The organism is Tatumella ptyseos ATCC 33301, from assembly GCF_000735525.1.
GTDB lineage: Bacteria > Pseudomonadota > Gammaproteobacteria > Enterobacterales > Enterobacteriaceae > Tatumella > Tatumella ptyseos.
Genome location: NZ_JMPR01000021.1, coordinates 36,192 through 60,318, shown reverse-complemented (window position 1 = coordinate 60,318; position 24,127 = coordinate 36,192). Strand labels below are relative to the sequence as shown.

The window sequence follows — 24,127 nt, the reverse complement described above, 5'->3', positions numbered from 1 at the left end:
TTTGTGATCCAGATCACATTATTCTTAACTGAAGCCGTTAATCTGAATGTCACACGATGGTAACAACAGAGAGGTAAGTGCGATGATTATGAACATCACCAGTAAACAAATGGAAATTACCGACGCTATCCGCAACCATGTTGAAGACCGTCTGACCAAACTGGAAAAGTGGCAAACCCAGCTAATTAATCCTCATATTGTGCTGTCGAAAGAGCCAAAAGAATTTGTCGCCGATGCGACCATAAATACACCGAATGGCCCGCTGGTCGCGACCGGCAGACACGCTGATATGTATGCCGCTATTAATGACCTGCTCAGTAAACTTGAACGCCAGCTGAATAAGGTTCAGCATAAAGGTGAGGCAAGACGTGCCTCAGCCAGCGTAAAAGATATTATCCCTGCTGAAACAGAATAACCTGAGATCCCACGAACGCGCCCGCAGGGCGCGTTTTTAGTTGACGTGCCCTGGCGCAAAAGTTAATCTCGGGAAACATCTTTCAGGGACAACCTGCTATGCAACCCCTCGTGTTTTTCTTCTCATTCTTTTTTAGCATGCCTTCTTCCGGGAGAGATGTTGTCGTATAAGAATGAATGAGAAGACAAACAGCAAAGCCTCCCGTAAGGGGGGCTTTTTTATTGGGTATAAAAATAACAGGAATACAGGTGACAAAAATGAGCGCAGAGCCTTCTTTAGAGCATTTACGGGAAAGGATCACCCGCCTGGATGAACAGCTTCTGTCTTTACTGGCAGAGCGTCAGGAGGTGGCTGTCGCGGTAGGGAAATTCAAAATGACTACCCACCGCCCTATCCGTGATATCGAAAGGGAGAAGCAGCTACTGGAAACACTGATTGAAAAGGGACGTAGCCAGTCATTAGACAGCCAGTACATCACCCGTATTTTCCAACTGATCATTGAAGAGTCGGTACTGACCCAACAGGCTCTGCTGCAGAAAGCTCTGAATCAGGCACAGGAAAACAGTGCCCGGGTCGCCTTCCTCGGACCTAAGGGCTCATACTCGCACCTGGCAGCCCGTCAGTATGCCTCCCGTCACTTTTCTCATATGACCGAAGTCGGTTGCAGTAAATTCCCGGATATTTTGCAACAGGTCGAAACCGGGCTGGCTGACTATGCTGTATTACCCCTGGAAAATACCAGTTCCGGTTCCATAAACGATGTCTATGACCTGTTGCAGCATACCAGCCTGCATATTGTCGGAGAGCTCACACTACCGATTGACCACTGTATTCTGGTCCCCGCCGACACCTGCCTGGATAATATCACCACCGTTTACAGCCACCCGCAGCCTTTCCAGCAATGCAGCCACTTTCTGGCCCGGTATCCGCACTGGAAGATTAAATATACCGAAAGCACCGCGGCCGCCATGGAAAAAGTGGCAGAATTGCAGGACAGCCAGGCCGTAGCTCTCGGCAGTGAAGCCGGCGGTAACCTGTATAATCTGCAGGTACTGGAACGTAATCTGGCGAATCAGCAACAAAATATGACCCGCTTTATTATCCTGGCCCGTAAGCCGGTGAAAGTCTCAGCACAGGTTCCGGCCAAAACCACCTTACTGATGGCCACAGGCCAGCAATCCGGGGCGCTGGTCGATGCATTGATGGTGCTAAGGAAATATGGTCTGGTGATGACCAAACTGGAATCCCGTCCGATCAACGGAAATCCCTGGGAAGAGATGTTCTATCTGGATATTCAGGCCAATGTGCATTCAGAAGAAATGCAACAGTCTCTGGAAGAGCTGACGGCTCTGACCCGTTTCGTTAAAGTTCTTGGCTGTTATCCGGGAGATAACGTCATTCCGGTCTCCGTCGACTGATGGCTCAGGGCACCTTCAGGTGCCCTGATTTCCGGCCCGTTAAGCGCGACTGTCATTCGCTGAGCGTAACAGCCCCCGGCTTTCTGCAAGGAATGAACCGGCATAATCGCCGAACCAGCGTTCAATACTGCGGAAGCTGTCGATGAATTCTGCTTTATCCCCGGACTCCAGTAACGCGATCGCCTCACCAAACCGCTGATAATAACGTTTGATAAGCGCCAGGTTATTTTCTGAAGACATAATGATATCCGCATACAGCTGCGGGTCCTGGGCAAAAAGACGCCCGACCATCGCCAGTTCCAGACGGTAAATGGGTGAAGAGAGCGCCAGCAACTGGCTGAGATCGACATTCTCTTCAGCCAGATGCAGGCCATAGGCGAAAGTGGCAAAGTGACGCAGTGCCTGGATAAAAGCCATATTCTGATCATGCTCAACTGCACTGGTGCGATGTAACCGCGCTCCCCAGACCTGAATCTGTTCCAGCAACCATTGATAAGCCTCTGGCTGACGACCGTCACACCAGACCACAACCTGTTTCGCCAGACTGCCACTGTCAGGGCCAAACATCGGGTGCAGCCCCAGTACCGGCCCCTGGTGCGCTGCGAGCATCGCCTGCAGTGGTTTGTTTTTAATCGAGCACAGATCCAGCAAAATACAGGAATCCGGCAATGGCGGTAATTGTTGGATAACCTGCTCTGTCAGATGGATAGGCACACTGATAACGACCATACCGGCATCACTGAGTAACTGTTCAGCGTTGCCCCAGTCATCTTTTTCCAGCGTCCTGACCTGATAGCCAGACAGCGTCAGCATCTTGCCGAACAAACGCCCCATCTGCCCTTCACCACCGACAATGACGACCGGGCCCAGATCCGGGTTCAGTGTTTTGAAACCTTTATCATTTTCGCTGGAATAAGATTCCCGCATCACCCGGCGCAATACATCCTCGATCAAATCCGGCGGTACACCGAGCTGTTCAGCTTCTTTCCTGCGCGACTCCAGCATACTGGCTTCACGTTCAGGCACATAAATAGGTAATCCATAACGGCTTTTGACTTCACCGACTTCAGCGACCAGTTCAAGACGCCTGGCCAGCAATTGCAGCAAGGCTTTATCCGTTTCATCAATTTTATCGCGTAGCGCGGTTAATTCGGCCACCATAATCTATAACACCTCTTATGACACCCGCAGCGCGGCACACATATCCTGATGAATATCGCGCAGCAGGGTTTCTGTAGTTTCCCAGCTGATACAGGCATCGGTCACCGAGACACCGTAGCGCATGGCCGAACGAGGCTGATCCGGTGACTGATTTCCTTCATAAAGATGACTTTCCAGCATCAGACCCATAATGGAACGATTACCGTCTTTGATTTGGGCCATGGCTGATTCAGCCACCAGCGACTGACGGCGATAGTCTTTACAGGAGTTGCCATGACTGCAATCTATCATCAATGCCGGTCTGAGACCCGCATTCTGCATCTCTTTTTCACAGGCAGCCACATCTTCCGGGCCGTAATTCGGGGTTTTACCCCCACGAAGAATAACATGGCCATCGGGGTTGCCCCGGGTTTGCAGTAAACACACCTGTCCGGCCTGGTTGATCCCCATAAAGCGGTGAGGCATAGAAGCTGCCTTCATGGCATTGATAGCCGTGCTCAGGCTGCCATCGGTGCCGTTTTTAAAACCGACTGGCAGAGAAAGCCCGGAAGCCATTTCCCGGTGGGTCTGTGATTCCGTTGTCCGGGCGCCGATAGCCGCCCAGCTGAACAAATCCCCCAGATATTGTGGTGAATTCGGATCCAGAGCTTCGGTCGCCAGCGGCAGCCCCTTCTCCGCCAGTTTCACCAGCAGATCACGGGCAATCTGTAATCCGTGCTCAACATCGAATGACCCGTCCATATGCGGGTCATTGATCAGCCCCTTCCAGCCCACGGTCGTCCGCGGTTTTTCAAAATAAACCCGCATTACCAGATAGAGACTATCGCTGTACTTTTCTGCCAACTGCTGATAACGCTCAGCATATTCCAGCGCCGCGTCAGGATCATGAATAGAGCATGGCCCGCAAACCACCAGTAACCGGCGATCACGCCCGGCGATAATATCTGAAATTACCTGGCGGGAGTGCGCTATTTGGTCCTGCAACTGAACGGACAGCGGATACTGAGCTTTAAGCTGTTCCGGCGTCATCATTATCCGTTCTTCGGTGATATGTAAATTATTCAGCGTATCTTTTTGCATGGTTGGCATCCTGTTATCACGGCTCGTCACTTCGCTCTGGTAAGCGTGGCCACAGCCTACCATACACAGTAAACATTTCAATCCACGCGGTGTACTGATTTATTTACAACAATAGTATAAAAAGGGTTTTTACCCTGCCACGTGTAAACAAATAATTACAAAACTAAAGTAAGTGACTGAATATTCGTTAATTCAGCGGATATCCCGTCAGCGGCAGGCGATGATCTTTTTTTCTGCGAAAACGGAGGCATAAAGCAGAGAGGACACCCGCCGGATGCTGGCTGGCGATAAGAACAAAAACCCCGGACGTGCGGAGTGAGTGATACGTCCGGGGAAGTATTAGCTGTCAGGGTTTGACGTTGACATCGATCCCCGGGAAATAACGGGCTGCCAGTCGGGTCAGCGTTCCGTCTTTCTTCACGGTTTCAATGGCGGTATCCAGTTGCTGCTTCAGGGCGGTATCCCCTTTACGCAGTCCGAACCCGATGCCAGTCCCAAGGATGGCATCGTCTTCCACCGGCTTACCGGCAAACGCAAAGTCTTTCCCTTCAGGCTTATTCAGGAAACCGGACTGACCGGCCGCTGACATGACCAGGGTCGCATCAAGCCTTCCTGCCACCATATCGTTATAGACCTGGTTCTGGTCCTGATAAGAGACCACATTCACACCGTGAGTTTCCCAGTGTTTTTTGGCATACGCTTCCTGAATCGACCCCTGTAATACACCCACATTTTTCCCCTGCAGCCCCTCCGCCGTGACCTGCAAATTCAGGCCTTTCCGGGCGACCAGCATGCTTGGAATACGGTAAACCGGCACCGTGAAATCGATGATTTTTTCCCGCTGTGCGGTGATATTCATTGCAGAATTGATGGCATCAAACTTTTTGGCTTCAAGCGCCGGGATCAGGGCATCAAAACTGCTTTCCACCCACTGACATTTCAGGTGTGCGGCTTTACATACCGCATTCCCTAAATCAATATCAAATCCGACCGGTTGCCCCTGCGTGTTCCGGCTTTCAAAAGGCGGGTATTGAGATTCCAGACCAAAACGCAACGTATCCCCGGCGAATACCTGAAATGCCGCGCACAGCCCTGCTGCCATCCATACTGCTTTTACTTTCTTTTGCATTTTTCTGTCACCCTGAATATCACTGTTATAATGGTCTTTGCCGGGGGCATCCCCCCGGATACTGCTCCCTTCTCCGGCCAGTATCAGACCGTGAAGCGGCATAACGCTTCTGCACCGGCCAGCAGCGTTTTATCATCTTTTGAAAATGAAAGGCGGATAAATTTATTATCTGTGCCGTCGGTATAAAACGCAGACAGCGGGATCGTGGCTACCCCACACTCAGTAATCAGCCGTTGCACGATCTCACTGTCGGATTGCTGACTGAGATGCCCGTAACCGGCCAGCATAAAGAAAGAACCGGCTGAAGGCTGTAAACGGAAAGGCGAGTCCGCCAGTAATGCCACCAGCCGGTCTCTCTTTTGCTGATAGAAAGCCGATAGCCCCAGGTAATGCTCCGGATGGCGTAAATACTCCGCAAATGCCCACTGCATCGGGGTATCTGCGGCATACATCATAAACTGATGTATACCGATAATTTCGTGCATGATAGCCTCCGGAGCCAGGCAATACCCTACCCGCCAGCCGGTGACATGAAATGTTTTTCCGAACGAAGAGACGATCACACTGCGTTCCGCCAGCGACGGATGTGTCGCCATACTCAGGTGTTGCCGCCCGTCAAAAATTACATGCTCATAGACTTCATCCGACAGGATCACGATGTCGGTATTTTTCGTCAGCCTGATCAGTTGCTGCAGATCATCAGCGCTTAGGATCTGAGCCCCGGGATTATGCGGACTGTTCAGAATAATCATCCGGGTTTTCGGGGTGATCGCTGCCGCAACCACCTGCCAGTCGATGGTAAATGCCGGTACGTTCAGCGCAATCCCGACAGGGGTCGCCCCCTGTAAACGCACGACAGGTGCATAGCTGTCGAACGCAGGTTCAAAGAAGATCACTTCATCACCGGGGTGTACCAGCGCAGAAATCGCCATAAAAAGCCCCTGGCTGGCGCTGCCGGTGACCAGTATTTCGCTTGCCGGATCATACGCCTGGCCATACAACTGCCGGACTTTCCCGGCGATGGCTTCCCTGAGGGTAAGTAATCCGGCCATCGGCGCGTACTGGTTATGACCGTTTTGCATGGCACGGGTCACTGATTCAGTCAGTGCCGGATCACAGGGAAAATCAGGTGCCCCCTGTGACAGGTTTATGGCCTGGTGTTTAGCGGAAAGCTCCCCGATAACACTGAAAATTGTGGTTCCGACATCCGGAAGTTTCGAGGGTAAAGCCACTGAAGAATGGATAGACATCACAACCCCTGAGCGATAATGCATTAATAAACTAGTGAACTGTTGTTTATCTAACGGCGAGGGGCATAGGAGAACAATCGAAATATTGTCATAATAGCCATGACTTTTATGCATAACCGGGGAATGTATGACGCGACGTGATTTACCGCTCAATGGGCTGCAGACTTTCCTGGTGACCGCACGTCACCTGAATCTGACTCATGCAGCCACGGAACTCTGTATCACTCAGGGCGCAGTGAGCCGTCAGATTCAGGCTCTCGAGGCCTGGTTCGGCTTCCCGTTATTTCGCCGTCATGCCCGCGGACTTTCCCTGACCCCGCGCGCCGGACAACTGTTACCGGAACTCCGTCAGCTACTGGAACAGCTGAACCACCTGACAGAGAAAATCCGGCTAACGCCTGACCAGTTACGCCTGAAGGCCCCCAGTTGTGCAATGCGCTGGCTGGTTCCCAGGCTGGTCGCATTTGAACAGTATGCCCCTCATGTCCATGTTGCCCTGACGACCACACTGGATCACCGGCGTCAGCTGGAGGATTTTGATGCTGCCATTATTTACGGTACCGCAGATTCAGGCGGAGTAACGCTCTTTGATGAGGAACTTATCCCGGTCATGGCCAGTCACCTGCCCCTGCCGTCAGAGGTTAATGACCTGCAAAACTACACGTTTCTGCATCCCACTCCCGATACCAGAGACTGGTTATTATGGCTCCGTCAACATGACTTACCGATCACTATGGTACGTAACCAGCATTTTGAAACCATGGATCTGGCACTCAATGCTGCGGTACAGGGGTTCGGGATCACCGTGGCGGATATTCACCTCGCGGCGGAAGAAATTGCCCGCGGCAGACTGGTCGTCCCCTTTAACCTCACGGTAAAAACCGGGGCCGCCTATCGTTTAATACATCGCACCGATAGCCTTCCTGAAAGTGCATTACAGTCACTGATCAACTGGTTACACCGGCCTGTTCCGCCGATAGCCAGCGCTGAATAATGTTCCGGGTCGCTGCTACCTGCACCGGGTGACCGGGGACAGTCAGATCTGCCCATAGCTCATTGTGGTGGCTGATTAATTGCTGTGCGCTGACAAATGTTCTCTCCGCGGTGGTATGGGCATCTTCTGCCACGGTGATGGCGTATCCGAGGCTGGCTCCTGTTTTAATGGTGGTATCCACACAATAATCCGTTGCACAACCACATACCGTAAAAGCATGCTCACCGCACGCGTTCAGCTCACGGGCAAGGGTTGTCTGAAAGAAGCTATCACAGGCGGTTTTACTGACATAACGTGCGTGTTCCGGCTGAATAACTCCCGGAACAATTTGCCAGGCCATCGTGCCAGGCTGCATTTCCCCCTCACAATGCCGGACAAAAATGACTTCATCAGCGGCCTCAATAAGCCGGTTAATCAATGCAATTTTTTCGTTGATTTGAAACCGCTCCACAGCCAGTACCCCGGCTTGCATATCGATCACAACCAGTACATTTTTCATCCGTTTTCCTGCCGGCAAGATTCTCTGTCATTACAGTAGACTATTTCCGGCTGAAGGTCTGCAAACTCTCCCCGGCAACAGAAACCGGAATACAGGATGGCTGTTCGCAGAGACCGCAAAGCGCCTGAGCGGGTGAGTGAAGTTCCCGAGGGAGCAGAAGCCGTGACCGTTTAACACATGGCAACACCCGCGGTGAGCATAAAAAAGGCCCCCGCAGCTGTTCAGCAGACGGGGACCTTGCGCTATCTCAGAACCGATTACGGATGAAAGGCATTATTCAGAATAATCGAGGTAATGACTCCGGTCGCCACCGCCACCAGCACATAATTGCCATCGATATATGACCAGCGCTGGCCATAAGGCGGTGCCGGCAGACCCCGCCGGTGCCAGTCATCTATCCGGTATCGTGGACCGCGGAAATCATGCGGAAAACGCTGACCGGGTTCAAAGCGGTGTCCCCGCCAGGCAAAGGAGTCTCCTCTGCCGGGGCCGCCAGGGCCTGGTCCGTATGACTGAGGCCCGCCATGAGGACCACCGTAATGGCCTCCCGGTCCGCCGTGTGGCCCCGGGCCTCCCGGACCTCCGGGTCCGCCACGACCGGGCCCTTCCTGATGACCGCCGCCATGCGGCTGCCAGGGACCATGATCATCTGCGCGGACGGCAACAGAAGATACCAGGCTGCTCAACAAAACAGCTGAGATCAGGTATGTCATCCGTGTTTTTTTCATATTTTTCCTCCGGAAAACCGATACCGGGTGAAATCACCCGTTAGCGGGATAATGCACTGTTCATGATGATTGACGTAATGATCCCGGTGGTCGCCGCCATTAATACGTAATTACCATTGATGGCTGCCCAGTAATGGCCCTGCGGGGGCTGAGAAAGCCCGCGGGCACGCCAGTCATTGACGCGGTATTTGTCGCCACGGAAACTTTTTGGCGCGGCATGGCCTCTGCGGAAATCATTACCGTGATAAGCGAAGCGGTCACCCTGCTGACGATGAGGTTCACCCCGTCCGCGATCACCGCCCTGCTGAGGACGATCCTGACCGTGGCGCTGATGGCCTGGTCCGTTACCCGGCCCCTGTTGCGGACCCTGCCCCTGACGCTGTGGCTGACCATTCTGCTGATGAGGGATAACCGGCCCCCCCTGGTTATCACCCGGTGCGGCCATCGCAGAGGAAGCTGCAAACCCATTGGCAATCAGTAAAGTTGTTAATAAAGTAATAGCTGTACGTTTCATTGTTATGTTCCTCACAGGAAATATATGACTGTTACTATGGCGAATACTCATCACTATTTTATGAAGATTATTCCTGGTTTGAGACGGCAGAGTGTGTACAGTCATTGCATCGGCTATTTTCTTTAACCTAATCCTTACACTACTCTGTAATTGGCCGGATTTTATGCACCGGGCAGGATAAATAAACCGCGGGTAAATCATCAGTCAGTCACCCACGGAGAGCATATAACTGTCCGGGAAAGGAGCGCTGTGAATACGTTTTTACATCAATAAACAGGCTGGCAAACGATACGAGAGATAACGCGATCCACTGAACGAAAATGAGCCGGCAACGCATCTTGCCGGCTCATGAAGGATCATTCAGTCTGAAGTTACAAAGGCCAATTCAGCGGTGTCACTTACGAAGCGTATCCTCCCCCCAGGCCACCCACTTATAAGTGGTCAGGGCTTCGAGGCCCATAGGGCCGCGGGCATGTAACTTCTGCGTACTGACAGCCACTTCTGCTCCCAGCCCGAATTGTGCACCATCGGTAAAGCGGGTACTGGCATTCACATACACTGCAGACGAATCGACTTTATTGATGAAATCTTGTGCGTTTTTCAGACTGCGGCTGAGAATACCGTCGGAGTGCTGCGTGCCGTGCTCACGAATATGAGCAACCGCGTCATCAAGAGAGGCAACCGCTTTCACATTCAGGTCCAGAGATAACCACTCATCATCATACTCGCCGGCAGCCACCGGCAGTACATCTGCCTGATAACGTCGCAGCTCAGCGATAATATTCTCATCGGCATGCAGACTAATCCCTTCGCGGGACATCCGTTGACAGAACCGAGGCAAAAACTCCGCCATGATATTTTCATGGATCAGCAGAGTTTCCAGCGAATTACAGGCGCTTGGCCGCTGCTTTTTCGCATTGACGATCACCTCCAGTGCGGCTTCTGTTTCCATCGTCTCATCGACGAACAGATGACAGACCCCGATCCCTCCGGTGATCACCGGGATGGTGGACTGTTCACGGCAAAGTTTATGCAGGCCAGCCCCGCCCCGCGGGATCAGCATATCAATGTAGCGATCCATCTTCAGCATTTCAGCCACCAGCTGGCGATCCGGATTATCAATCGCCTGGATAGCTCCTGCCGGAATACCATGCAGAGCCAGTGCGTTCTGAATTACACTGACGGTTGCAGCATTGGTTTTACAGGTTTCTTTACCACCACGTAAAATGACGGCATTACCGGTTTTCAGGCACAACGAGGCCACATCGACCGTGACATTCGGACGGGCTTCGTAAATAACCCCTACCACACCCAGTGGTACACGGCGGCGCTCAATACGCAACCCGCTGTCCAGTAAGCCACCATCAATTAACTGCCCGACCGGATCGGCCAGACGGCAAACCTGACGCACATCGTCAGCGATCCCCTTCAGACGTTCCGGGGTCAGTGTCAGACGATCCAGCAGGGCTTCACCCATCCCGTTCTCACGGGCAGTGGCCACATCCAGGGCATTGGCTTCCAGAATTACCGCAGACTCTTCTTCAAGGCGGCTGGCAATGGTCAGCAATACCTGATTTTTTTGTGCCGTGCTTAATGTTGATAACTGATATGAGGCAGCCCGTGCTGCTTTCCCCATCATTTCCAGCATGACTGCTCCTTAGCTGACAATCATATCGTCGCGATGAACGGCGACTGAACCGTATTCATACCCCAGTATTTCACTGATCTGCTGGCTGTGATGCCCGGCGATCATGCGAAGGGCATCGCTATTATATCGTGAAACACCGTGCGCGAGATCCCGCCCTTGCTGGCTACGGATAGAGATCACCTCGCCACGGGAGAAATCCCCCTCGACACAAGTGATCCCTTTAGGTAACAGCGAACTGCCCCGTTCCAGTAATGCCGCCAGAGCCCCGTCATCAATCGTGACCGCACCGGCCGGAGGTGCGCCAAAAATCCAGTGTTTACGGTTTTCCAGTTTATTTTTCTGGGCATGAAACAGCGTACCTGCCGGTTTACCGTTCAGCACTTCATTGATAAGCTCCGGCTCATTCCCGCTGGCAATAATGACATCAATACCGGCCCGGCATGCAACATCTGCTGCCTGCAATTTGGTGGCCATTCCGCCCGTACCGAGACCGGAGACACTGCCACCGGCGATCATCCGCAGTTCGTCATCAATCACATGCACATCGGTGATAAGCTCTGCCTGAGGATTACTTCTTGGATCGGCACTGAAAAGCCCGCGCTGATCGGTCAGCAGCAGCAGTTTATCCGCACCGGAAAGAATAGCGGCCAGCGCCGAAAGGTTATCGTTATCTCCCACCTTAATCTCGGCGGTTGCCACGGCATCATTTTCATTAATGACCGGGATAATGCGGTTATCAAGCAATGCATGCAGCATATCGTGCGCATTCAGGAAACGTTCACGATCTTCCATATCGGCACGGGTCAGCAGCATCTGTCCGACATGGAGCCCGTAAATACCAAACAGTTGTTCCCAGACACGGATCAACTGACTCTGACCCACGGCGGCCAGCAGCTGCTTAGAGGCGATGGTGGGGGGCAGTTCGGGGTATCCCAGATGCTCTCGCCCGGCGGCAATCGCGCCTGAGGTCACAATAACTATCCGGTGGCCGGCGTTAATCGCCTGCGAACACTGCCGGACCAGTTCCAGGATATGTGCGCGATCTAACCGGCGGGATCCCCCGGTGAGCACGCTGGTTCCCAATTTGACCACAAGGGTCTGACTGCCACTCATATTTCCTGCCATTTATATATTAAACAAACTTCCCTTTTATCAGGTGTCGCCGCGGAATCCAACCCTTTATCTGCGCTTATCAGCAGATAACGCCGGGAGGGCGATGAAATCACTGTTTTCATTTTTTTCATTAAATGGCGCTCTGTCATAAATCGTTCACTGTTCTCCAGTAAAACGAGGCTGCGCTTTCACAATTTTGAATAAAATACTTTGATAACGGGGATACCGGACAATGAAAAAAAGTACGTTAGCACTCTTATTATGCAGCCTGACGTCAGTCAGCCATGCTGCTGAAGTGTATAACAAAGACGGTAATCAGCTGGATTTCTATGGCAAGGTAAAAGCTGAACATTACATCACCGACAACAATAGCTCCGACGGAGACCAGTCTTACGCCAGGCTGGGTTTTAAGGGCCAGACCCGGATTAATGATCAGCTGACCGGCTATGGGCAGTGGGAATATCAGTACAGCCTGAAGAATTCAGAAGGCAGTGATGCCAGCAATGGTAACAAAACCCGCCTCGGTTTTGCCGGTCTCCGGAACCCGACCCTGGGTTCTATCGACTACGGCCGGAATTATGGTGTGTTATATGATGTGGAAGCCTGGACCGATATGTTCCCGGAGTTCGGCGGTGACGGTACTGCACGCTCGGATAACTATATGACCCAGCGTTCCACCAGCCTGCTGACCTGGAGAAACACCGATTTCTTCGGTCTGGTGGACGGATTACGTTTTGCCGTCCAGTATCAGGGTAAAAATGATGACAACACGGCGAACTCACGCACCGATATTACCCGCCAGAATGGTGACGGTTTCGGTGCCTCTCTCGGGTACCGGATTGCAGATACCGGGATCAGCCTGATGGGGGCCGCCACCAGCTCTGACCGTACCCAAAGTCAGGAAGCAGCCAGCTATGGTCATGGCGATAAAGCCACCTCCTGGGGGACCGGTATTAAATATGATGCGAACCAGATTTACCTGGCGGCTATCTATACCCAGACCAGCAATATGACTCCGATCAGCGGGACTAACCGCCTGACCGGGACTAAAGTCACCGGTGCGGCGAACACAGCACAAAATATTGAGCTGGTAGCACAGTATCAGTTCGAAAACGGTCTGCGTCCTTCACTGGGATATGTGCAGACGAAAGGGAAGAATATAGAGAACGGGATCGGGGACGTGGATTTAGTAAAATACATCGATGCCGGAGCCACTTACTACTTCAACAAAAATATGTCAGCGTTTGTGGACTATAAAATTAACCGTCTGAATAACGATAACCGCCTGTCACTGAATACCGATAACATTGTGGCATTAGGCCTGACATATCAGTTCTGATAACCCGAAGATAAAACAAAGGGACGGGCAAAAGCGCTGTCCCTTTGTTCATTTAATTCCCGGTCAGACCGGCTTGACCACCCCTTCTGCCGGTACCAGGGTAATATCCTGTTGTGCCAGCAGGGCTTCGAGCCGCTGAAAGAAAGCCTGCAATGTTTTTTCAACACTGGCTTTATCTTCGTCCTTTTTAACCGGCATTTCCTGCCAGTGGCCTTCTTTATCAAAAAGTCCAAACGCATAGTGATAAGCAAAATGTGTTTCTTTTGCCTCCAGCGTCAGCCACCATCCCCAGAATTCTCTTTTATCCGGTGCCGGTTTTACATTGACACAGACTGCCAGACAATCAAAAAAGAAGCGGTCAGTACCGCACTTATCCTCCCGGAGGTAAGGGCCTAACTCATGCAATCGCTTTAAAATGCGCCCCCTGGAATGTCCGCCAGGTAATGTCATAACTGATCCTCCTTAATAAGATAAATTAATTTTTAACAAACCTGACAATAATCGCAACTTATCTTTTGAGTTGCTTTTCGAGCCAGTCACTGATTTGCTCCAGAGTGCCCGCCAGCGACTTCATGGCCGGCAACGCCGGTATACGCAAGAGTTTCCCCTGCACGGAAGAATTAACGATTAACTGAGATTCCTCCTCCGGGCTGTAGAAATCATTTTTACGGAAGGCTGATAACATCGGCACCGGGGTCCGGCGCCCCAGTAATCCCTGGTTTTTTAAGGAATAGGCGCTGATTTCCGTCGCCAGAGTCTGATTATCCCGGACATTTTTCCCCATCCTGCTGGCCAGAATATCCAGGAACATATCAGGAACTTTGCGTTGCAGTGGCTCCTGTGTCAGCAGGCAATGGACGATGGGCGAATGGCAGGCTACCGCACGGAGTAATCCGCTTTCAAGATACGCCAGGCGAACCGCAACGTTAGCACCGAAGCGTTGTCCCCATAAACCTACCCTGCGATGATCTATCCAGGGGACCTCTGCAAGCTGTTTCAAGACCTGCTGATGTAACATGCTGGTATCCTGCGTCAGCCGCCAGCGGACGCTGTAACCTACCGAAGGCATATCCAGGGTTAACATCGCCATGCCTCTCGGGGCCAGATAGTCATGGAACAGACGGAAATAGTCGAGCTGTAATGTATCCAGGCCTCCGCAGACCAGCACCGTCGGAAACGGGCCATTCCCCTGTTCCGGAAGATGCAGGAAAGCATCAACGGTTTTACCGTCATCCACGCGAAATTTTAAAGGGCGCAGTTCCCCTTTCAGGCAGGTTGTTGCCTGTTCATACGCCCGGTACGCCAGTACCCGGGCCTGATCGGCAAGCTCATCTTCGTTCAGGTGCGGATACGCCGCTATACTGAACAGATTCGCCGCATGCAGCCAGGACTGCCCGGCCAGGTCGCCCGTCTTTAACTTCGCCTTCTCCTGCCATCGGGCCGCCTGCACAGACCATTCATAAATCCAGTTACCGTTCCGGTAGCCCCGAACGGTATCCAGCAATTGTTCGTTAGTTCTGGCAAGTGTACTGGCAGCAATCCGTGATAACACCTCATTAATTTCTATCGGTGAAACTCCGCGCCAGCTCCAGAGTAAAGGCGTTAATGTCCGGTACCAGCAATGTGGCGATCGGGTATCAGGAAATGCGCCGGAACCCGGGACTCTGCCGGAAATGCGGCGGACTAATGCGGAAGTTTCAGGGTGTTCAAAGCGGGGTTTAAACAGTTCTTCACTCAGATTTTTCGTCTGCATGCTCATAACTCCGGAACCGGAAGATGATGAGTGAGTGTACCTGAAGAACGATAACGAGGGGAAAAGAAAGTAGCATCCGGTCAGGCGGATGCTACTTAAAGCTAACTCAGTCTTCTACGATAGGCGGAATATAAGCCACGCCCATGTCCCAGGGCTGTTCAATCCAGGTATTCTGAGGGATATCGATCACATAATCGTCCACTAACGGACGGCCCGCCGGTTTGGCAAAAATGGTCACAAAATGCGCTTTGGAATACATTTCGCGGATAGCTTTCGCGGTACCGCCGGTATCCACCAGGTCATCGATGACAATGAAACCTTCCCCGTCACCTTCTGCACGTTTGACGACTTTCATCTCGCGCTGATGATCATGGTCGTAACTGGAAATACAGACCGTATCGACATGACGGATCCCCAATTCACGAGCCAGCAGTGCTGCAGGAACCAGGCCACCACGGCTGACAGCAATGATGCCTGTCCACTGGTCTACCGGCAGTAAACGCCTGGCGAGGGTACGGGCATGGATCTGTAGCATATCCCAGGTGACAACGTATTTTTCGCTCATTTTTTAGGAACCCCGGCCATTAAAAAAGCCTAATTTAAGTGCAAGGTGAAAAAGTTTGCGCGGGATTATAAGGATATGATGAGCTAAAAACCAGCATCCGCTGCCTCCGGAGGCTTTTTTTCCTGCCCGGTACGTCCTCCGGCCTGTAAACAGTGGTATTCTGAATGTATGCCGAAAGCCTCTGTTTTCGCTTTTCTTAACCCTTTTCCTGCCGGTTTTTACTTTTTCCGGCGCCAGCACAGGAGACTGAATCATGTCAGAACTGTCTAAGCTCAGCCCGCAGCCTTTGTGGGATATTTTTGCAACCATCTGTTCCATCCCGCATCCCTCTTATCATGAAGAAGCTCTGGCACAACATATTCTGGCCTGGGCAAATGAGCGCGGTCTGTGGAATGAACGTGATGCCGTGGGCAATATTCTTATCCGTAAAGCGGCAACCCCGGGCATGGAAAACCGTACCCCGGTCGCACTGCAGGCTCACCTCGATATGGTGCCACAGAAAAATAATGATACCGTCCACGACTTCACCACCGACCCTATCCAGCCTTATATCGACGGTGAGTGGCTGAAAGCCCGGGGAACCACCCTGGGGGCCGATAATGGTATTGGTATGGCTTCGGCGCTGGCCGTTCTGGCCGACGACAGTGTCGAGCATGGTCCGCTGGAAGTGCTGCTGACCATGACCGAAGAAGCCGGCATGGAAGGTGCTTTCGGACTGCAGGCAAACTGGTTACAGGCCGATATTCTGATCAATACCGACTCTGAAGAAGAAGGTGAGATCTATATGGGCTGTGCCGGGGGTATTGATGCCGTCACGACACTGCCGGTACAGCGTGAACCCCTGGCGGAAGGCAGCGTTCAGGTCTCGCTGACTCTGAAAGGACTACGTGGCGGACATTCCGGTGCCAATATTCATATGGGCCTGGGTAACGCAAACAAATTATTAGCCCGTGTTCTGGTCACCCTGTCAAAAAGCGTTAATTACCAGCTACTCGGCTTTAACGGCGGTACTCTGCGTAATGCTATTCCGCGTGAAGCCGTCGCCACTGTCGCGTTCAGCCCGTCACAACAGGCAGAGTTTGAACAGGCCGTGAATGCTGCCCGTCAGTTACTGAAAAATGAAGCCGGTCCGAAGGATGAAAATGTTGTTCTGCTGACCGAAACGGCCGACAGCCAGCACGAAGCCCTGACCCGGAACAGCCGCGATACGTTTCTGCGATTACTGAATGCCACACCGAACGGCGTTGTTCGTTTTTCTGATGTCGTTCCCGGCGTCGTCGAAACCTCCCTGAACGTCGGTATCGTCAGCCTGAATGATTCTCATGCTGAAATCCTGAGCCTGATCCGTTCACTGATTGATAGCGGAAAAGAGTACGTTGTCGATACACTGACATCGCTGGGTGAGCTTGCCGGTGCCACGACTGAAGCTTCAGGCAGCTACCCGGGCTGGGAACCGGATAAAGATTCACCGATTATGGCCAGAACCCGTGAAATTTATCAGTCTCTGTTCGGTAAAATGCCCGATATCCAGGTGATCCACGCAGGTCTGGAATGCGGGTTATTTAAAAAACCGTACCCGCACTTAGATATGGTGTCTATCGGACCGACCATCACCGGGCCACACTCCCCGGATGAACAGGTACATATCGGCAGTGTTGATCTTTACTGGAAGTTACTGACCGGACTATTGAAAGAAGTTCCTGTCAAATAACGGTCCCGTTCCTCTCAGAAAACCAGAGCCCTGTGCTCTGGTTTTTTTCATCCCGGCCTTCATCCGCTTCCGACCTTCCGTAACGCACTAAGTATCACGACAGATCAGGACGTCAGAATTTATCGCTATATCTTGAGTTCAGTGCAACGTCTTAAACTGCTACGTTAGCCATCACCGGGGTTTTCGACTTATATAGACAGACTTCTGGATGGCTAAATGTCTTTTATGGTAGCTTATGCCCCCTGCCTGCCCGATGATAAGGGCAACAGAAGCCCGCCAGGGAAATTTCCGTAGCAATAACTAACCAGGTAGTGACATAACTATGGCTGAAGCTCATCGCCTCGAGATGCGCAATATCTCGATTAATTTTGCCGGGTTCGCCGCACTGGATAATGTCGATTTTTCTATTGAAGGCCATTCAGTGCATGCACTGACCGGCGCTAACGGAGCCGGAAAGTCGACCCTGATGGCAGTATTGTCAGGAGCCCATCACCATTACCAGGGCGAAATCCTGATGGACGGGCAGCCCCTGAACATCCGCAGTCCGCGTCAGGCAAAAAGTGCCGGGATCCATCTGGTACAGCAGGAAGTGGATAACGGATTAGTGCCTGCGCTCAGTGTTGCTGAAAACATCATGCTGGACAGTATGGCGGATGCCGGTCATCTCTATCGACGAAAAGAGGTCTATCGCAAGGCTGCGGCCTTACTGGAACAACTGAATGTCACCCTCGATCTGCGCCAGCCGGTTGAGCGATGCTCACTGGCAGAAAAACAGCAGATTTTACTGGCCAGGGCGCTTTCCCATGATTGTCGTTTCCTGATCCTGGATGAACCGACGGCACCGCTGGACCAGCATGAAAGCGAGCAGTTATTCCGGGTCGTACGTCATCTGCAGCAACAGGGGATCGGGATCGTGTTTATTTCTCACCGTATTCACGAACTGAAAAGTATCTGTGACCAGCTGACGGTTCTGCGGGATGGGAAATTAATCGGGACCTGCCCGATGAATGCCCTGAGCGGGGAGCAGATCGTCGAGAAGATGACAGGCCATACCCTGACCGACCTGTACCCTCCGCGCCGCCCTCCTCATACTGCAGAAGAATTACTCAGGGTTGAAGGCTTACATGACCACAAGCTGCTGCAGGATATCGACCTGACATTACATAAAGGGGAGATTCTGGGTATCGCGGGGCTGGCCGGGGCCGGTAAAACTGAGCTGTGTAAGGCGTTGTTCGGGGCCACTAAAAGCCGCCTGAAAACCGGTCGTCTGCACGGGAAACCCTGGAAACCCAAATCGCCTTATCATTCGGTCACGGCAGGGATCGCGCTGGTGCCCGAAGAACGCCGGAAAGAAGGTATTTTTATTGATGAAAATATTGCCATGAATCTTTCCGCTGCTGCCGATGATCGTTTTTCCCGCTATGGCTTCTTCAGCGTGAGGCAGTCGGTGAAATGGGCACAGGAGATCATTGGTAAATTATCCGTTCGCAGCCGCGGTCCTGAGCAGGTATTACGTCGTCTTTCCGGCGGTAATCAGCAGAAGGTCGCCATCGGAAAATGGCTGGCCAGCGGATCTGACCTTTTAATTTTCGATGAGCCGACCAAAGGTGTCGACGTAAAAGCGAAGTCGGATCTCTTCCTGCTGGTGGATGAACTTGCCAGGGAAGGTAAAGGCATTATTTATGCGTCCGGTGAGTTTGCCGAACTGGTCGGGCTGTGTGACCGTATTTGTGTTTTGTGGGATGGCAGGATTGTCGCCGAAATAGACGGCAAACAGGCCAGCGAAGAATTATTATTGCTTTATTCAACCGGAGGTACCCCTGCGTGAGCAGCAACCCTAACTCATTAACTTCATCCCCGGCATGGCATCACCGGTTATTCGATTTCCTGTATAAGTGGGGCATGCTGCTGACCGTCGTACTGCTTCTGGCAGGCTTCGGGCTGACCGCCGATGGCTTTCTGGAACCCGATAATCTGCTGAACATTCTGCGCTCTATCGCTATTGTAACGGTGATCGCGATGGCGGTAGCAATCTCGCTGACCGTCGGTGGCTTTGACCTTTCCGTGGGATCCACCGCTTCACTGGCAAATACGCTGGTGATCTCGATGTTTGTCTGGCATGGCTATGGCACGGCGACGGCAATCATTATCACCCTGGCGCTTTGTCTGCTGGTCGGACTGTTCAATAGTTTCCTGATTGTTGTGCTGCGAATTCCGGATATGCTGGCCACACTGGCGACCCTGTTTGTTGTCCAGGGGGTCGCAATGACTTACAGCTTTGGGGGGTCGATTACCCAGAATATGGTGATGCCGAGCGGTGATATGGCTGAAGGGATCATTCCGGCGAATTTTAACTGGCTGGGCGAGATCCCGGGGATCGTGATCATTATGCTGGTGGTGACGATCCTGACACAGATTGGCCTCTCTCTGACCAAACACGGTCGCAGAATGTATGCGCTCGGCGGAAATCCTGAAGCGGCCCGCTTATCCGGGATCCGTACGACCCGCTATCGGGTCATCGCCTATCTGCTGGCCTCTTTACTGGCAGGGTTAGGCGGGATCCTGCTGGCCTCAAGAATTGGATCGTCACAGGTCAATGCCGGCAGTGGTTATCTGATGGATGCGGTGGCGGCCGCCTGGATTGGCCTGTCACTGGCAGGTTCCGGTAAGCCGAATGCACTGGGGACTCTGATTGGCGCCATTATCCTGGGCGTATTACAGAATGGTCTGGTGATGCTGTCCGTGCCTTACTACGCCATGGATATCATTAAGGGGCTGGTACTTGCGCTGGCCCTGGCGTTGACCTACTTCCGGGGACGACAAGCCTGATCCCCGCCGGGAAGCGCCTCAGTCTTCCCGGTCTGTCACCGGACGTGCCGCCCTGTGGCCGTCCGGCATATCCTTGCCCCTGACGGTATTCTCCGCCCGCAAGCACAACCTGCCCTGTTGACGCCTGATACAGAAAGGGCTCCGGCGATGGCCTATAGCAGGGTCAGTCACAACGTTAGCTGTAATTGCCGCCCGGTGTCCGGTTCCGGTAAGGTCACATGTAATCCCACCAGCCTCACCCCTCTGCCTGCCCGGCGTTGCTGCCAGGTTTCATAGGCGATCGTCAGCAGGTCTTCTTTATTCAGAACAGACCAGACATGCTCACGGGTGGTTTGCTGAAAGTCGGAAAACCGGAGCTTCACACCCTGACGCAGTATCCGCAGATCCGGTCGGACATTCCTCAGACGTCTTTCCAGTTCGGGATAGAGTCTCTCCAGCACCTCCAGGCATTGCTCCCACTGATCAATGTCCTGTGCCAGCGTGGTTTCAACACCGACCGATTTACGTAGCCGGTCAACCACGATTTCGCGTTCATCAATACCGTGGCTTCGTTCCCATAACGCCCTGCCAAACTTGCCGAACCGTTTCAGAAGCAGGGCCAGGTCGGTCTGCCGGACATCCGCACAGGTCTTCAGCCCCATATCAGCAAGCTTTCTGGCAGAAACCTGGCCAACGCCAGGAATTTTCTCCAGAGCCAGGCTATAAACGAAGTTATCCATACCGGCCGGCGTGATCACATACTGACCGTCCGGCTTATTCAGATCAGAGGCGATTTTCGCCAGAAATTTCACCGGAGCAATACCGGCAGAAGCGGTCAGTTTCAATTCCTGACGGATGGCCTGACGAATATCCTCCGCAATCAGCGTGGCTGACCCGCGAAAGTGCGTGCAATGGGTGACATCCAGATAGGCTTCATCCAGAGAGAGCGGCTCAATCAGTGAGGTATAGCGCGAAAATATCTGCCGGAGATGGGCCGACACATCTTTATAGACATCAAAACGCCCGGGCACTAAGGTCAGGGAGGGACAAAGTTTCAGTGCGGTCGCGGTCGGCATGGCACTGCGCACACCATATTGCCGGGCAAGGTAGTTTGCCGTACTGATAACTCCCCGTCGCTCACGACTGCCACCGATGGCCAGGGGGATGTCGCGTAACGACGGGTTATCCCGCATTTCGACCGCAGCATAAAAACAGTCCATATCGACATGAATGATTTTACGCATGGGTGACGGCTCCGCAGAAAAGAAACATCAATACTGTATAAATAATCAGTGTAAAGATCAATCACGGTGAAGTACCGTTACGGACGCCCCCCTCCTTTTGTATGGAGGGTCACTATCACAGAGCGTAACTGATAAATATCTTCACCGTTCTCTTGCTAAAAAGACAGACAGTGCTAATGTTGCGCTGAGTCTTCGCCGCACCGTGGATATCTGCACGATAAACGAAGTTACGTTCTTTTCCACCCTCATTTTCAAGGTATTTGCAGCATGCGTAAAATCGCACTCTTACTTGCGATGTTTTTACTCCCGGCATATTGTCTGGCCGCGTCTCAGAACTCCGTCAGCCTGTTGCCCCCCGTGAGTAAACCGCTCACTCAGCAGCTTTTGGGGACGCCGGTATTTATTCAGATCTTTAAGGAAGAACGGACACTCGATTTATACGGTAAAGTCGGTAACGAATACCGTTTACTGAACAGTTTCAAAATCTGTAAGTTTTCCGGCGGCCTGGGTCCGAAACGCGTGGAGGGTGATTTTAAAAGTCCGGAAGGGTTTTACTCAGTAAAGCTGGATCAGCTGAATCCCGACAGCCATTTTTACCGGGCCATCAACATCGGCTTTCCGAACCAGTATGATCGCGACAATGGTTACAGCGGTAAATATCTGATGATCCATGGTAACTGTGTGTCGATTGGCTGTTATGCCATGACCAACGCCTATATGGAGCAGATTTATGACTTTGTGAATGCCGCCCTGCGCAATGGGCAGTCCGAAGTTGAAGTGGATATTTTTCCGTTCCGTATGACAGCACAAAATATGCAGCGGCATCAGGATTCAGCGTATTACAGTTTCTGGCAACAGCTGAAACCGGGCTACGACTACTTCCTGCAACATCAACAGCCGCCTTCAGTGACGGTAGAAAACGGCCGGTATGTGGTTCGAAAAAATCCGTTCAGCGGCAACAGTGAGACTGACTCAAAGACCTTACTGACGCTCACCAAGACAAAATAATACCCACTCTCCTGGCACAATTTTGTGCCAGGTTTCATTGCCGGTTAATGGCTGTGTCGCCACCACACTGACGATGTCCTGAGGTGTCGTGTGCTGCTGAAAATCAATTTCAACATCCTGATCCAGTAAGGTGGCTTTACCAAAGGGCGCACGCCGGGTGATCCAGTGAAGATGAGTGGAACAATATGCCATCAGATAACGGCCGTCTGACAGCAGCATATTAAAGACCCCTTTCTCTTTCAGCTCCGCCGCCAGTGTCGCAATATAACGGAACATCGCCGGCCAGTCTTCCGGAGGCTCCGGATAACGCGTGGCCAGTTTATGCAGGATCCAGCAAAAAGCTTTTTCACTGTCGGTTTCCCCGACCGGCCGGAAGGACCCCGTATCCAGGTCCTCATAGTCACTGAGTTGCCCGTTATGAGCATAAGTCCAGTGACGCCCCCAGAGCTCACGGGTGAAAGGATGAGTATTTTCCAGCGAGACATTTCCGCGATTTGCCTGACGAATATGCGCCACTACGGAATGTGATTTGATAGGATATTCCTGCACCAGTCTGGCTATCGGCGAGTGAATACTGGGAAGCGGGTCTTTAAAAGTGCGGCACCCTTTACCTTCATAAAAAGTAATACCCCAGCCATCTTTGTGCGGCCCGGTGCCTCCCCCGCGCTGCACGAGCCCGGAAAAACTGAAACAGATATCCGTCGGTATGTTGGCGCTCATCCCGAGCAATTCACACATCAGTTATCACCTCTCACAATCCCATGGTCCGGCGTTTTTAGCCGTAATAACCCAAAGAAATAACACGCAGTCAGCGGTCTGGCAAGTCACCATAGCCCGCCTGCCCGCGTATTTTTCGGGAAAGGTATGCGCTGATTATTTTTCCATCTCTTTTTCGATCAGCAAAATCAAAATATGAATAATTTTAATGTGTATTTCCTGGATCCGATCAGCAAAACCAAAATGCGGGACACGAATTTCCACATCGGCACTGCCGGCCATTTTGCCGCCATCTTTTCCGGTCAGGGTGATCACTTTCATCCCCCGGCTGCGGGCAGCCTCAATCGCTTTAATAATATTGGCGGAGTTTCCGGAGGTGGAAATACCTAACAGCACATCCCCCTGGCGACCGACGGCTTCGGTATACCGGGAAAAAACATAATCATAGCCGAAGTCATTACTGACGCAGGAAATATGACTGACATCCGAAATCGCAATCGCCGGATACCCCGGGCGGTTCTCACGGTAGCGTCCGGTCAGTTCTTCAGCGAAATGCATTGCATCACAGTGAGAACCACCATTGCCGCAAGAGAGTACCTTTCCGCCAGCTTTGAAACTGTCAGCCAGCAGCGTCGCCGCCTGCTGAATGGCATGAATATTGTTTTCATCTTTCAGGAAGGCATTAAGCGTTTCTGCGGCTTCATTCAGTTCTGAACGAATAATATCCTGGTACATAGGGGATGTCCTTACATCGGAAAATTAACGCCGCCAGTGTAGCCCAATCGTCGGGCAGCGCAAGCCTCTGTCACAGGATCCTGCACACTGTGTTATACGGATCCCGTCTTAACCATGAGATATTCCCCGTTCCCCCCTGTTTCAGGGTTTGTCGGGTCTTAGTCTGTCCGGTATGCGTTCGTGGCAGTGAGCCATAGCGGAAGCCCACGTGGCGGCGTTATCACGATGGGATGACGGGCAGGTAAACGAAGGCTGTTGCTTCAGACGTATCTGCGTCTGTGCCAGTGTTCTGTTACGG

The 24,127-nt window shown here is 52.3% G+C and carries 23 protein-coding genes and 1 other annotated feature; of the genes, 8 read left to right on the top strand and 15 right to left on the bottom strand.

Annotation, left to right across the window (positions count from 1 at the left end; all coding sequences use genetic code 11):
- The first annotated feature begins 82 nt into the window (after nt 1–82).
- Nucleotides 83–415, top strand: a complete 333-nt coding sequence (raiA, locus tag GTPT_RS06485) for a ribosome-associated translation inhibitor RaiA (RefSeq protein ID WP_025902293.1) — start codon at nt 83–85, stop codon at nt 413–415.
- Nucleotides 416–512: 97 nt separating this feature from the next.
- Nucleotides 513–638, top strand: a sequence feature (Phe leader region).
- 34 nt (nt 639–672) lie between these two features.
- Nucleotides 673–1,833, top strand: coding sequence for a bifunctional chorismate mutase/prephenate dehydratase (gene pheA / locus GTPT_RS06480; RefSeq protein ID WP_025902294.1), 1,161 nt, complete (start codon nt 673–675; stop codon nt 1,831–1,833).
- A 39-nt stretch (nt 1,834–1,872) separates the two neighbouring features.
- Here pheA and tyrA read toward each other — a convergent pair whose 3' ends face one another.
- From tyrA to GTPT_RS06460, 4 genes are all read right to left on the bottom strand, one after another.
- Nucleotides 1,873–2,994 carry a bifunctional chorismate mutase/prephenate dehydrogenase gene (gene tyrA / locus GTPT_RS06475; protein ID WP_025902295.1) on the bottom strand — a complete coding sequence of 374 codons (1,122 nt, stop codon included), beginning with the start codon at nt 2,992–2,994 and terminating at the stop codon, nt 1,873–1,875.
- 15 nt (nt 2,995–3,009) lie between these two features.
- Entirely contained in the window at nt 3,010–4,074 is a 1,065-nt protein-coding gene (locus GTPT_RS06470) for a 3-deoxy-7-phosphoheptulonate synthase (RefSeq protein ID WP_029991223.1), read from the bottom strand.
- Nucleotides 4,075–4,420: 346 nt separating this feature from the next.
- Nucleotides 4,421–5,176: an ABC transporter substrate-binding protein gene (locus GTPT_RS06465; protein WP_371190678.1), complete on the bottom strand. Its 756-nt coding sequence runs from the start codon at nt 5,174–5,176 to the stop codon at nt 4,421–4,423.
- 110 nt (nt 5,177–5,286) lie between these two features.
- Nucleotides 5,287–6,453, bottom strand: coding sequence for a methionine aminotransferase (locus GTPT_RS06460; protein WP_029991222.1), 1,167 nt, complete (start codon nt 6,451–6,453; stop codon nt 5,287–5,289).
- Between the two features lie 127 nt (nt 6,454–6,580).
- Between GTPT_RS06460 and GTPT_RS06455 the strand changes: the two genes are divergently transcribed.
- Complete coding sequence (locus GTPT_RS06455) at nt 6,581–7,447, top strand: LysR substrate-binding domain-containing protein (protein WP_029991220.1); 867 nt, start codon at nt 6,581–6,583, stop codon at nt 7,445–7,447.
- On the opposite strand, the gene GTPT_RS06450 is transcribed toward GTPT_RS06455, so the two are convergent.
- The 5 genes from GTPT_RS06450 to proB form a co-directional block, all read right to left on the bottom strand.
- The gene (locus GTPT_RS06450; protein WP_029991219.1) at nt 7,401–7,946 is read right to left on the bottom strand and encodes an isochorismatase family protein; all 546 of its coding nucleotides are present in this window, start codon (nt 7,944–7,946) and stop codon (nt 7,401–7,403) included. The genes GTPT_RS06455 and GTPT_RS06450 overlap by 47 nt on opposite strands.
- A 257-nt stretch (nt 7,947–8,203) precedes the next feature.
- The gene (locus GTPT_RS06445; protein ID WP_029991217.1) at nt 8,204–8,674 is read right to left on the bottom strand and encodes an RcnB family protein; all 471 of its coding nucleotides are present in this window, start codon (nt 8,672–8,674) and stop codon (nt 8,204–8,206) included.
- 40 nt (nt 8,675–8,714) lie between these two features.
- Nucleotides 8,715–9,188 carry an RcnB family protein gene (locus GTPT_RS06440; protein ID WP_025902302.1) on the bottom strand — a complete coding sequence of 158 codons (474 nt, stop codon included), beginning with the start codon at nt 9,186–9,188 and terminating at the stop codon, nt 8,715–8,717.
- 394 nt (nt 9,189–9,582) lie between these two features.
- Nucleotides 9,583–10,836, bottom strand: coding sequence for a glutamate-5-semialdehyde dehydrogenase (proA, locus tag GTPT_RS06435; RefSeq protein ID WP_029991215.1), 1,254 nt, complete (start codon nt 10,834–10,836; stop codon nt 9,583–9,585).
- Between the two features lie 9 nt (nt 10,837–10,845).
- Complete coding sequence (proB, locus tag GTPT_RS06430; protein ID WP_025902304.1) at nt 10,846–11,949, bottom strand: glutamate 5-kinase; 1,104 nt, start codon at nt 11,947–11,949, stop codon at nt 10,846–10,848.
- A 232-nt stretch (nt 11,950–12,181) separates the two neighbouring features.
- On the opposite strand from proB, the gene GTPT_RS06425 reads away from it, so the two are divergent.
- Nucleotides 12,182–13,288 (top strand): porin, encoded by a 1,107-nt coding sequence (locus tag GTPT_RS06425; RefSeq protein ID WP_029991213.1) that lies wholly within the window; start codon nt 12,182–12,184, stop codon nt 13,286–13,288.
- A 63-nt stretch (nt 13,289–13,351) separates the two neighbouring features.
- Here GTPT_RS06425 and crl read toward each other — a convergent pair whose 3' ends face one another.
- From crl to gpt, 3 genes are all read right to left on the bottom strand, one after another.
- Complete coding sequence (crl, locus tag GTPT_RS06420) at nt 13,352–13,738, bottom strand: sigma factor-binding protein Crl (protein WP_025902306.1); 387 nt, start codon at nt 13,736–13,738, stop codon at nt 13,352–13,354.
- 58 nt (nt 13,739–13,796) lie between these two features.
- Entirely contained in the window at nt 13,797–15,041 is a 1,245-nt protein-coding gene (gene frsA / locus GTPT_RS06415; RefSeq protein WP_029991212.1) for an esterase FrsA, read from the bottom strand.
- A 106-nt stretch (nt 15,042–15,147) separates the two neighbouring features.
- The gene (gene gpt, locus GTPT_RS06410) at nt 15,148–15,606 is read right to left on the bottom strand and encodes a xanthine phosphoribosyltransferase (RefSeq protein ID WP_025902308.1); all 459 of its coding nucleotides are present in this window, start codon (nt 15,604–15,606) and stop codon (nt 15,148–15,150) included.
- A gap of 253 nt (nt 15,607–15,859) precedes the next feature.
- Here gpt and pepD point away from each other — a divergent pair, with 253 nt between their 5' ends.
- The 3 genes from pepD to GTPT_RS06390 all read left to right on the top strand — a co-directional run bounded on the left by pepD (nt 15,860) and on the right by GTPT_RS06390 (nt 20,146).
- Nucleotides 15,860–17,317: a beta-Ala-His dipeptidase gene (pepD, locus tag GTPT_RS06400; protein ID WP_029991210.1), complete on the top strand. Its 1,458-nt coding sequence runs from the start codon at nt 15,860–15,862 to the stop codon at nt 17,315–17,317.
- Nucleotides 17,318–17,639: 322 nt separating this feature from the next.
- Nucleotides 17,640–19,145, top strand: coding sequence for a sugar ABC transporter ATP-binding protein (locus GTPT_RS06395; RefSeq protein WP_025902311.1), 1,506 nt, complete (start codon nt 17,640–17,642; stop codon nt 19,143–19,145).
- On the top strand, nt 19,142–20,146 hold the full coding sequence (locus GTPT_RS06390) for an ABC transporter permease (protein ID WP_025902312.1): 1,005 nt from the start codon (nt 19,142–19,144) through the stop codon (nt 20,144–20,146). Before GTPT_RS06395 ends, GTPT_RS06390 begins: the two co-directional genes overlap by 4 nt.
- A 167-nt stretch (nt 20,147–20,313) precedes the next feature.
- On the opposite strand, the gene dinB is transcribed toward GTPT_RS06390, so the two are convergent.
- Entirely contained in the window at nt 20,314–21,369 is a 1,056-nt protein-coding gene (gene dinB / locus GTPT_RS06385; RefSeq protein WP_025902313.1) for a DNA polymerase IV, read from the bottom strand.
- 267 nt (nt 21,370–21,636) lie between these two features.
- On the opposite strand from dinB, the gene dpaA reads away from it, so the two are divergent.
- On the top strand, nt 21,637–22,377 hold the full coding sequence (gene dpaA, locus GTPT_RS06380) for a peptidoglycan meso-diaminopimelic acid protein amidase (RefSeq protein WP_025902314.1): 741 nt from the start codon (nt 21,637–21,639) through the stop codon (nt 22,375–22,377).
- Here the strand turns inward: dpaA and GTPT_RS06375 are convergent.
- Both GTPT_RS06375 and lpcA read right to left on the bottom strand, forming a co-directional pair.
- Nucleotides 22,351–23,115 (bottom strand): class II glutamine amidotransferase, encoded by a 765-nt coding sequence (locus tag GTPT_RS06375; protein WP_025902315.1) that lies wholly within the window; start codon nt 23,113–23,115, stop codon nt 22,351–22,353. The genes dpaA and GTPT_RS06375 overlap by 27 nt on opposite strands.
- 135 nt (nt 23,116–23,250) lie before the next feature.
- Nucleotides 23,251–23,829 (bottom strand): D-sedoheptulose 7-phosphate isomerase, encoded by a 579-nt coding sequence (gene lpcA / locus GTPT_RS06370; protein WP_025902316.1) that lies wholly within the window; start codon nt 23,827–23,829, stop codon nt 23,251–23,253.
- Between the last annotated feature and the right edge of the window lie 298 nt (nt 23,830–24,127).

Excerpts from the sequence above, each read along its gene's own strand:
- raiA (WP_025902293.1), top strand. The coding sequence starts at position 83 with ATGATTATGAACATCACCAGTAAACAAATGGAAATTACCGACGCTATC.
- pheA (WP_025902294.1), top strand. The coding sequence starts at position 673 with ATGAGCGCAGAGCCTTCTTTAGAGCATTTACGGGAAAGGATCACCCGC.
- tyrA (WP_025902295.1), bottom strand. The coding sequence starts at position 2,994 with ATGGTGGCCGAATTAACCGCGCTACGCGATAAAATTGATGAAACGGAT.
- GTPT_RS06470 (WP_029991223.1), bottom strand. The coding sequence starts at position 4,074 with ATGCAAAAAGATACGCTGAATAATTTACATATCACCGAAGAACGGATA.
- GTPT_RS06465 (WP_371190678.1), bottom strand. The coding sequence starts at position 5,176 with ATGGCAGCAGGGCTGTGCGCGGCATTTCAGGTATTCGCCGGGGATACG.
- GTPT_RS06460 (WP_029991222.1), bottom strand. The coding sequence starts at position 6,453 with ATGTCTATCCATTCTTCAGTGGCTTTACCCTCGAAACTTCCGGATGTC.
- GTPT_RS06455 (WP_029991220.1), top strand. The coding sequence starts at position 6,581 with ATGACGCGACGTGATTTACCGCTCAATGGGCTGCAGACTTTCCTGGTG.
- GTPT_RS06450 (WP_029991219.1), bottom strand. The coding sequence starts at position 7,946 with ATGAAAAATGTACTGGTTGTGATCGATATGCAAGCCGGGGTACTGGCT.
- GTPT_RS06445 (WP_029991217.1), bottom strand. The coding sequence starts at position 8,674 with ATGAAAAAAACACGGATGACATACCTGATCTCAGCTGTTTTGTTGAGC.
- GTPT_RS06440 (WP_025902302.1), bottom strand. The coding sequence starts at position 9,188 with ATGAAACGTACAGCTATTACTTTATTAACAACTTTACTGATTGCCAAT.
- proA (WP_029991215.1), bottom strand. The coding sequence starts at position 10,836 with ATGCTGGAAATGATGGGGAAAGCAGCACGGGCTGCCTCATATCAGTTA.
- proB (WP_025902304.1), bottom strand. The coding sequence starts at position 11,949 with ATGAGTGGCAGTCAGACCCTTGTGGTCAAATTGGGAACCAGCGTGCTC.
- GTPT_RS06425 (WP_029991213.1), top strand. The coding sequence starts at position 12,182 with ATGAAAAAAAGTACGTTAGCACTCTTATTATGCAGCCTGACGTCAGTC.
- crl (WP_025902306.1), bottom strand. The coding sequence starts at position 13,738 with ATGACATTACCTGGCGGACATTCCAGGGGGCGCATTTTAAAGCGATTG.
- frsA (WP_029991212.1), bottom strand. The coding sequence starts at position 15,041 with ATGCAGACGAAAAATCTGAGTGAAGAACTGTTTAAACCCCGCTTTGAA.
- gpt (WP_025902308.1), bottom strand. The coding sequence starts at position 15,606 with ATGAGCGAAAAATACGTTGTCACCTGGGATATGCTACAGATCCATGCC.
- pepD (WP_029991210.1), top strand. The coding sequence starts at position 15,860 with ATGTCAGAACTGTCTAAGCTCAGCCCGCAGCCTTTGTGGGATATTTTT.
- GTPT_RS06395 (WP_025902311.1), top strand. The coding sequence starts at position 17,640 with ATGGCTGAAGCTCATCGCCTCGAGATGCGCAATATCTCGATTAATTTT.
- dinB (WP_025902313.1), bottom strand. The coding sequence starts at position 21,369 with ATGCGTAAAATCATTCATGTCGATATGGACTGTTTTTATGCTGCGGTC.
- dpaA (WP_025902314.1), top strand. The coding sequence starts at position 21,637 with ATGCGTAAAATCGCACTCTTACTTGCGATGTTTTTACTCCCGGCATAT.
- GTPT_RS06375 (WP_025902315.1), bottom strand. The coding sequence starts at position 23,115 with ATGTGTGAATTGCTCGGGATGAGCGCCAACATACCGACGGATATCTGT.
- lpcA (WP_025902316.1), bottom strand. The coding sequence starts at position 23,829 with ATGTACCAGGATATTATTCGTTCAGAACTGAATGAAGCCGCAGAAACG.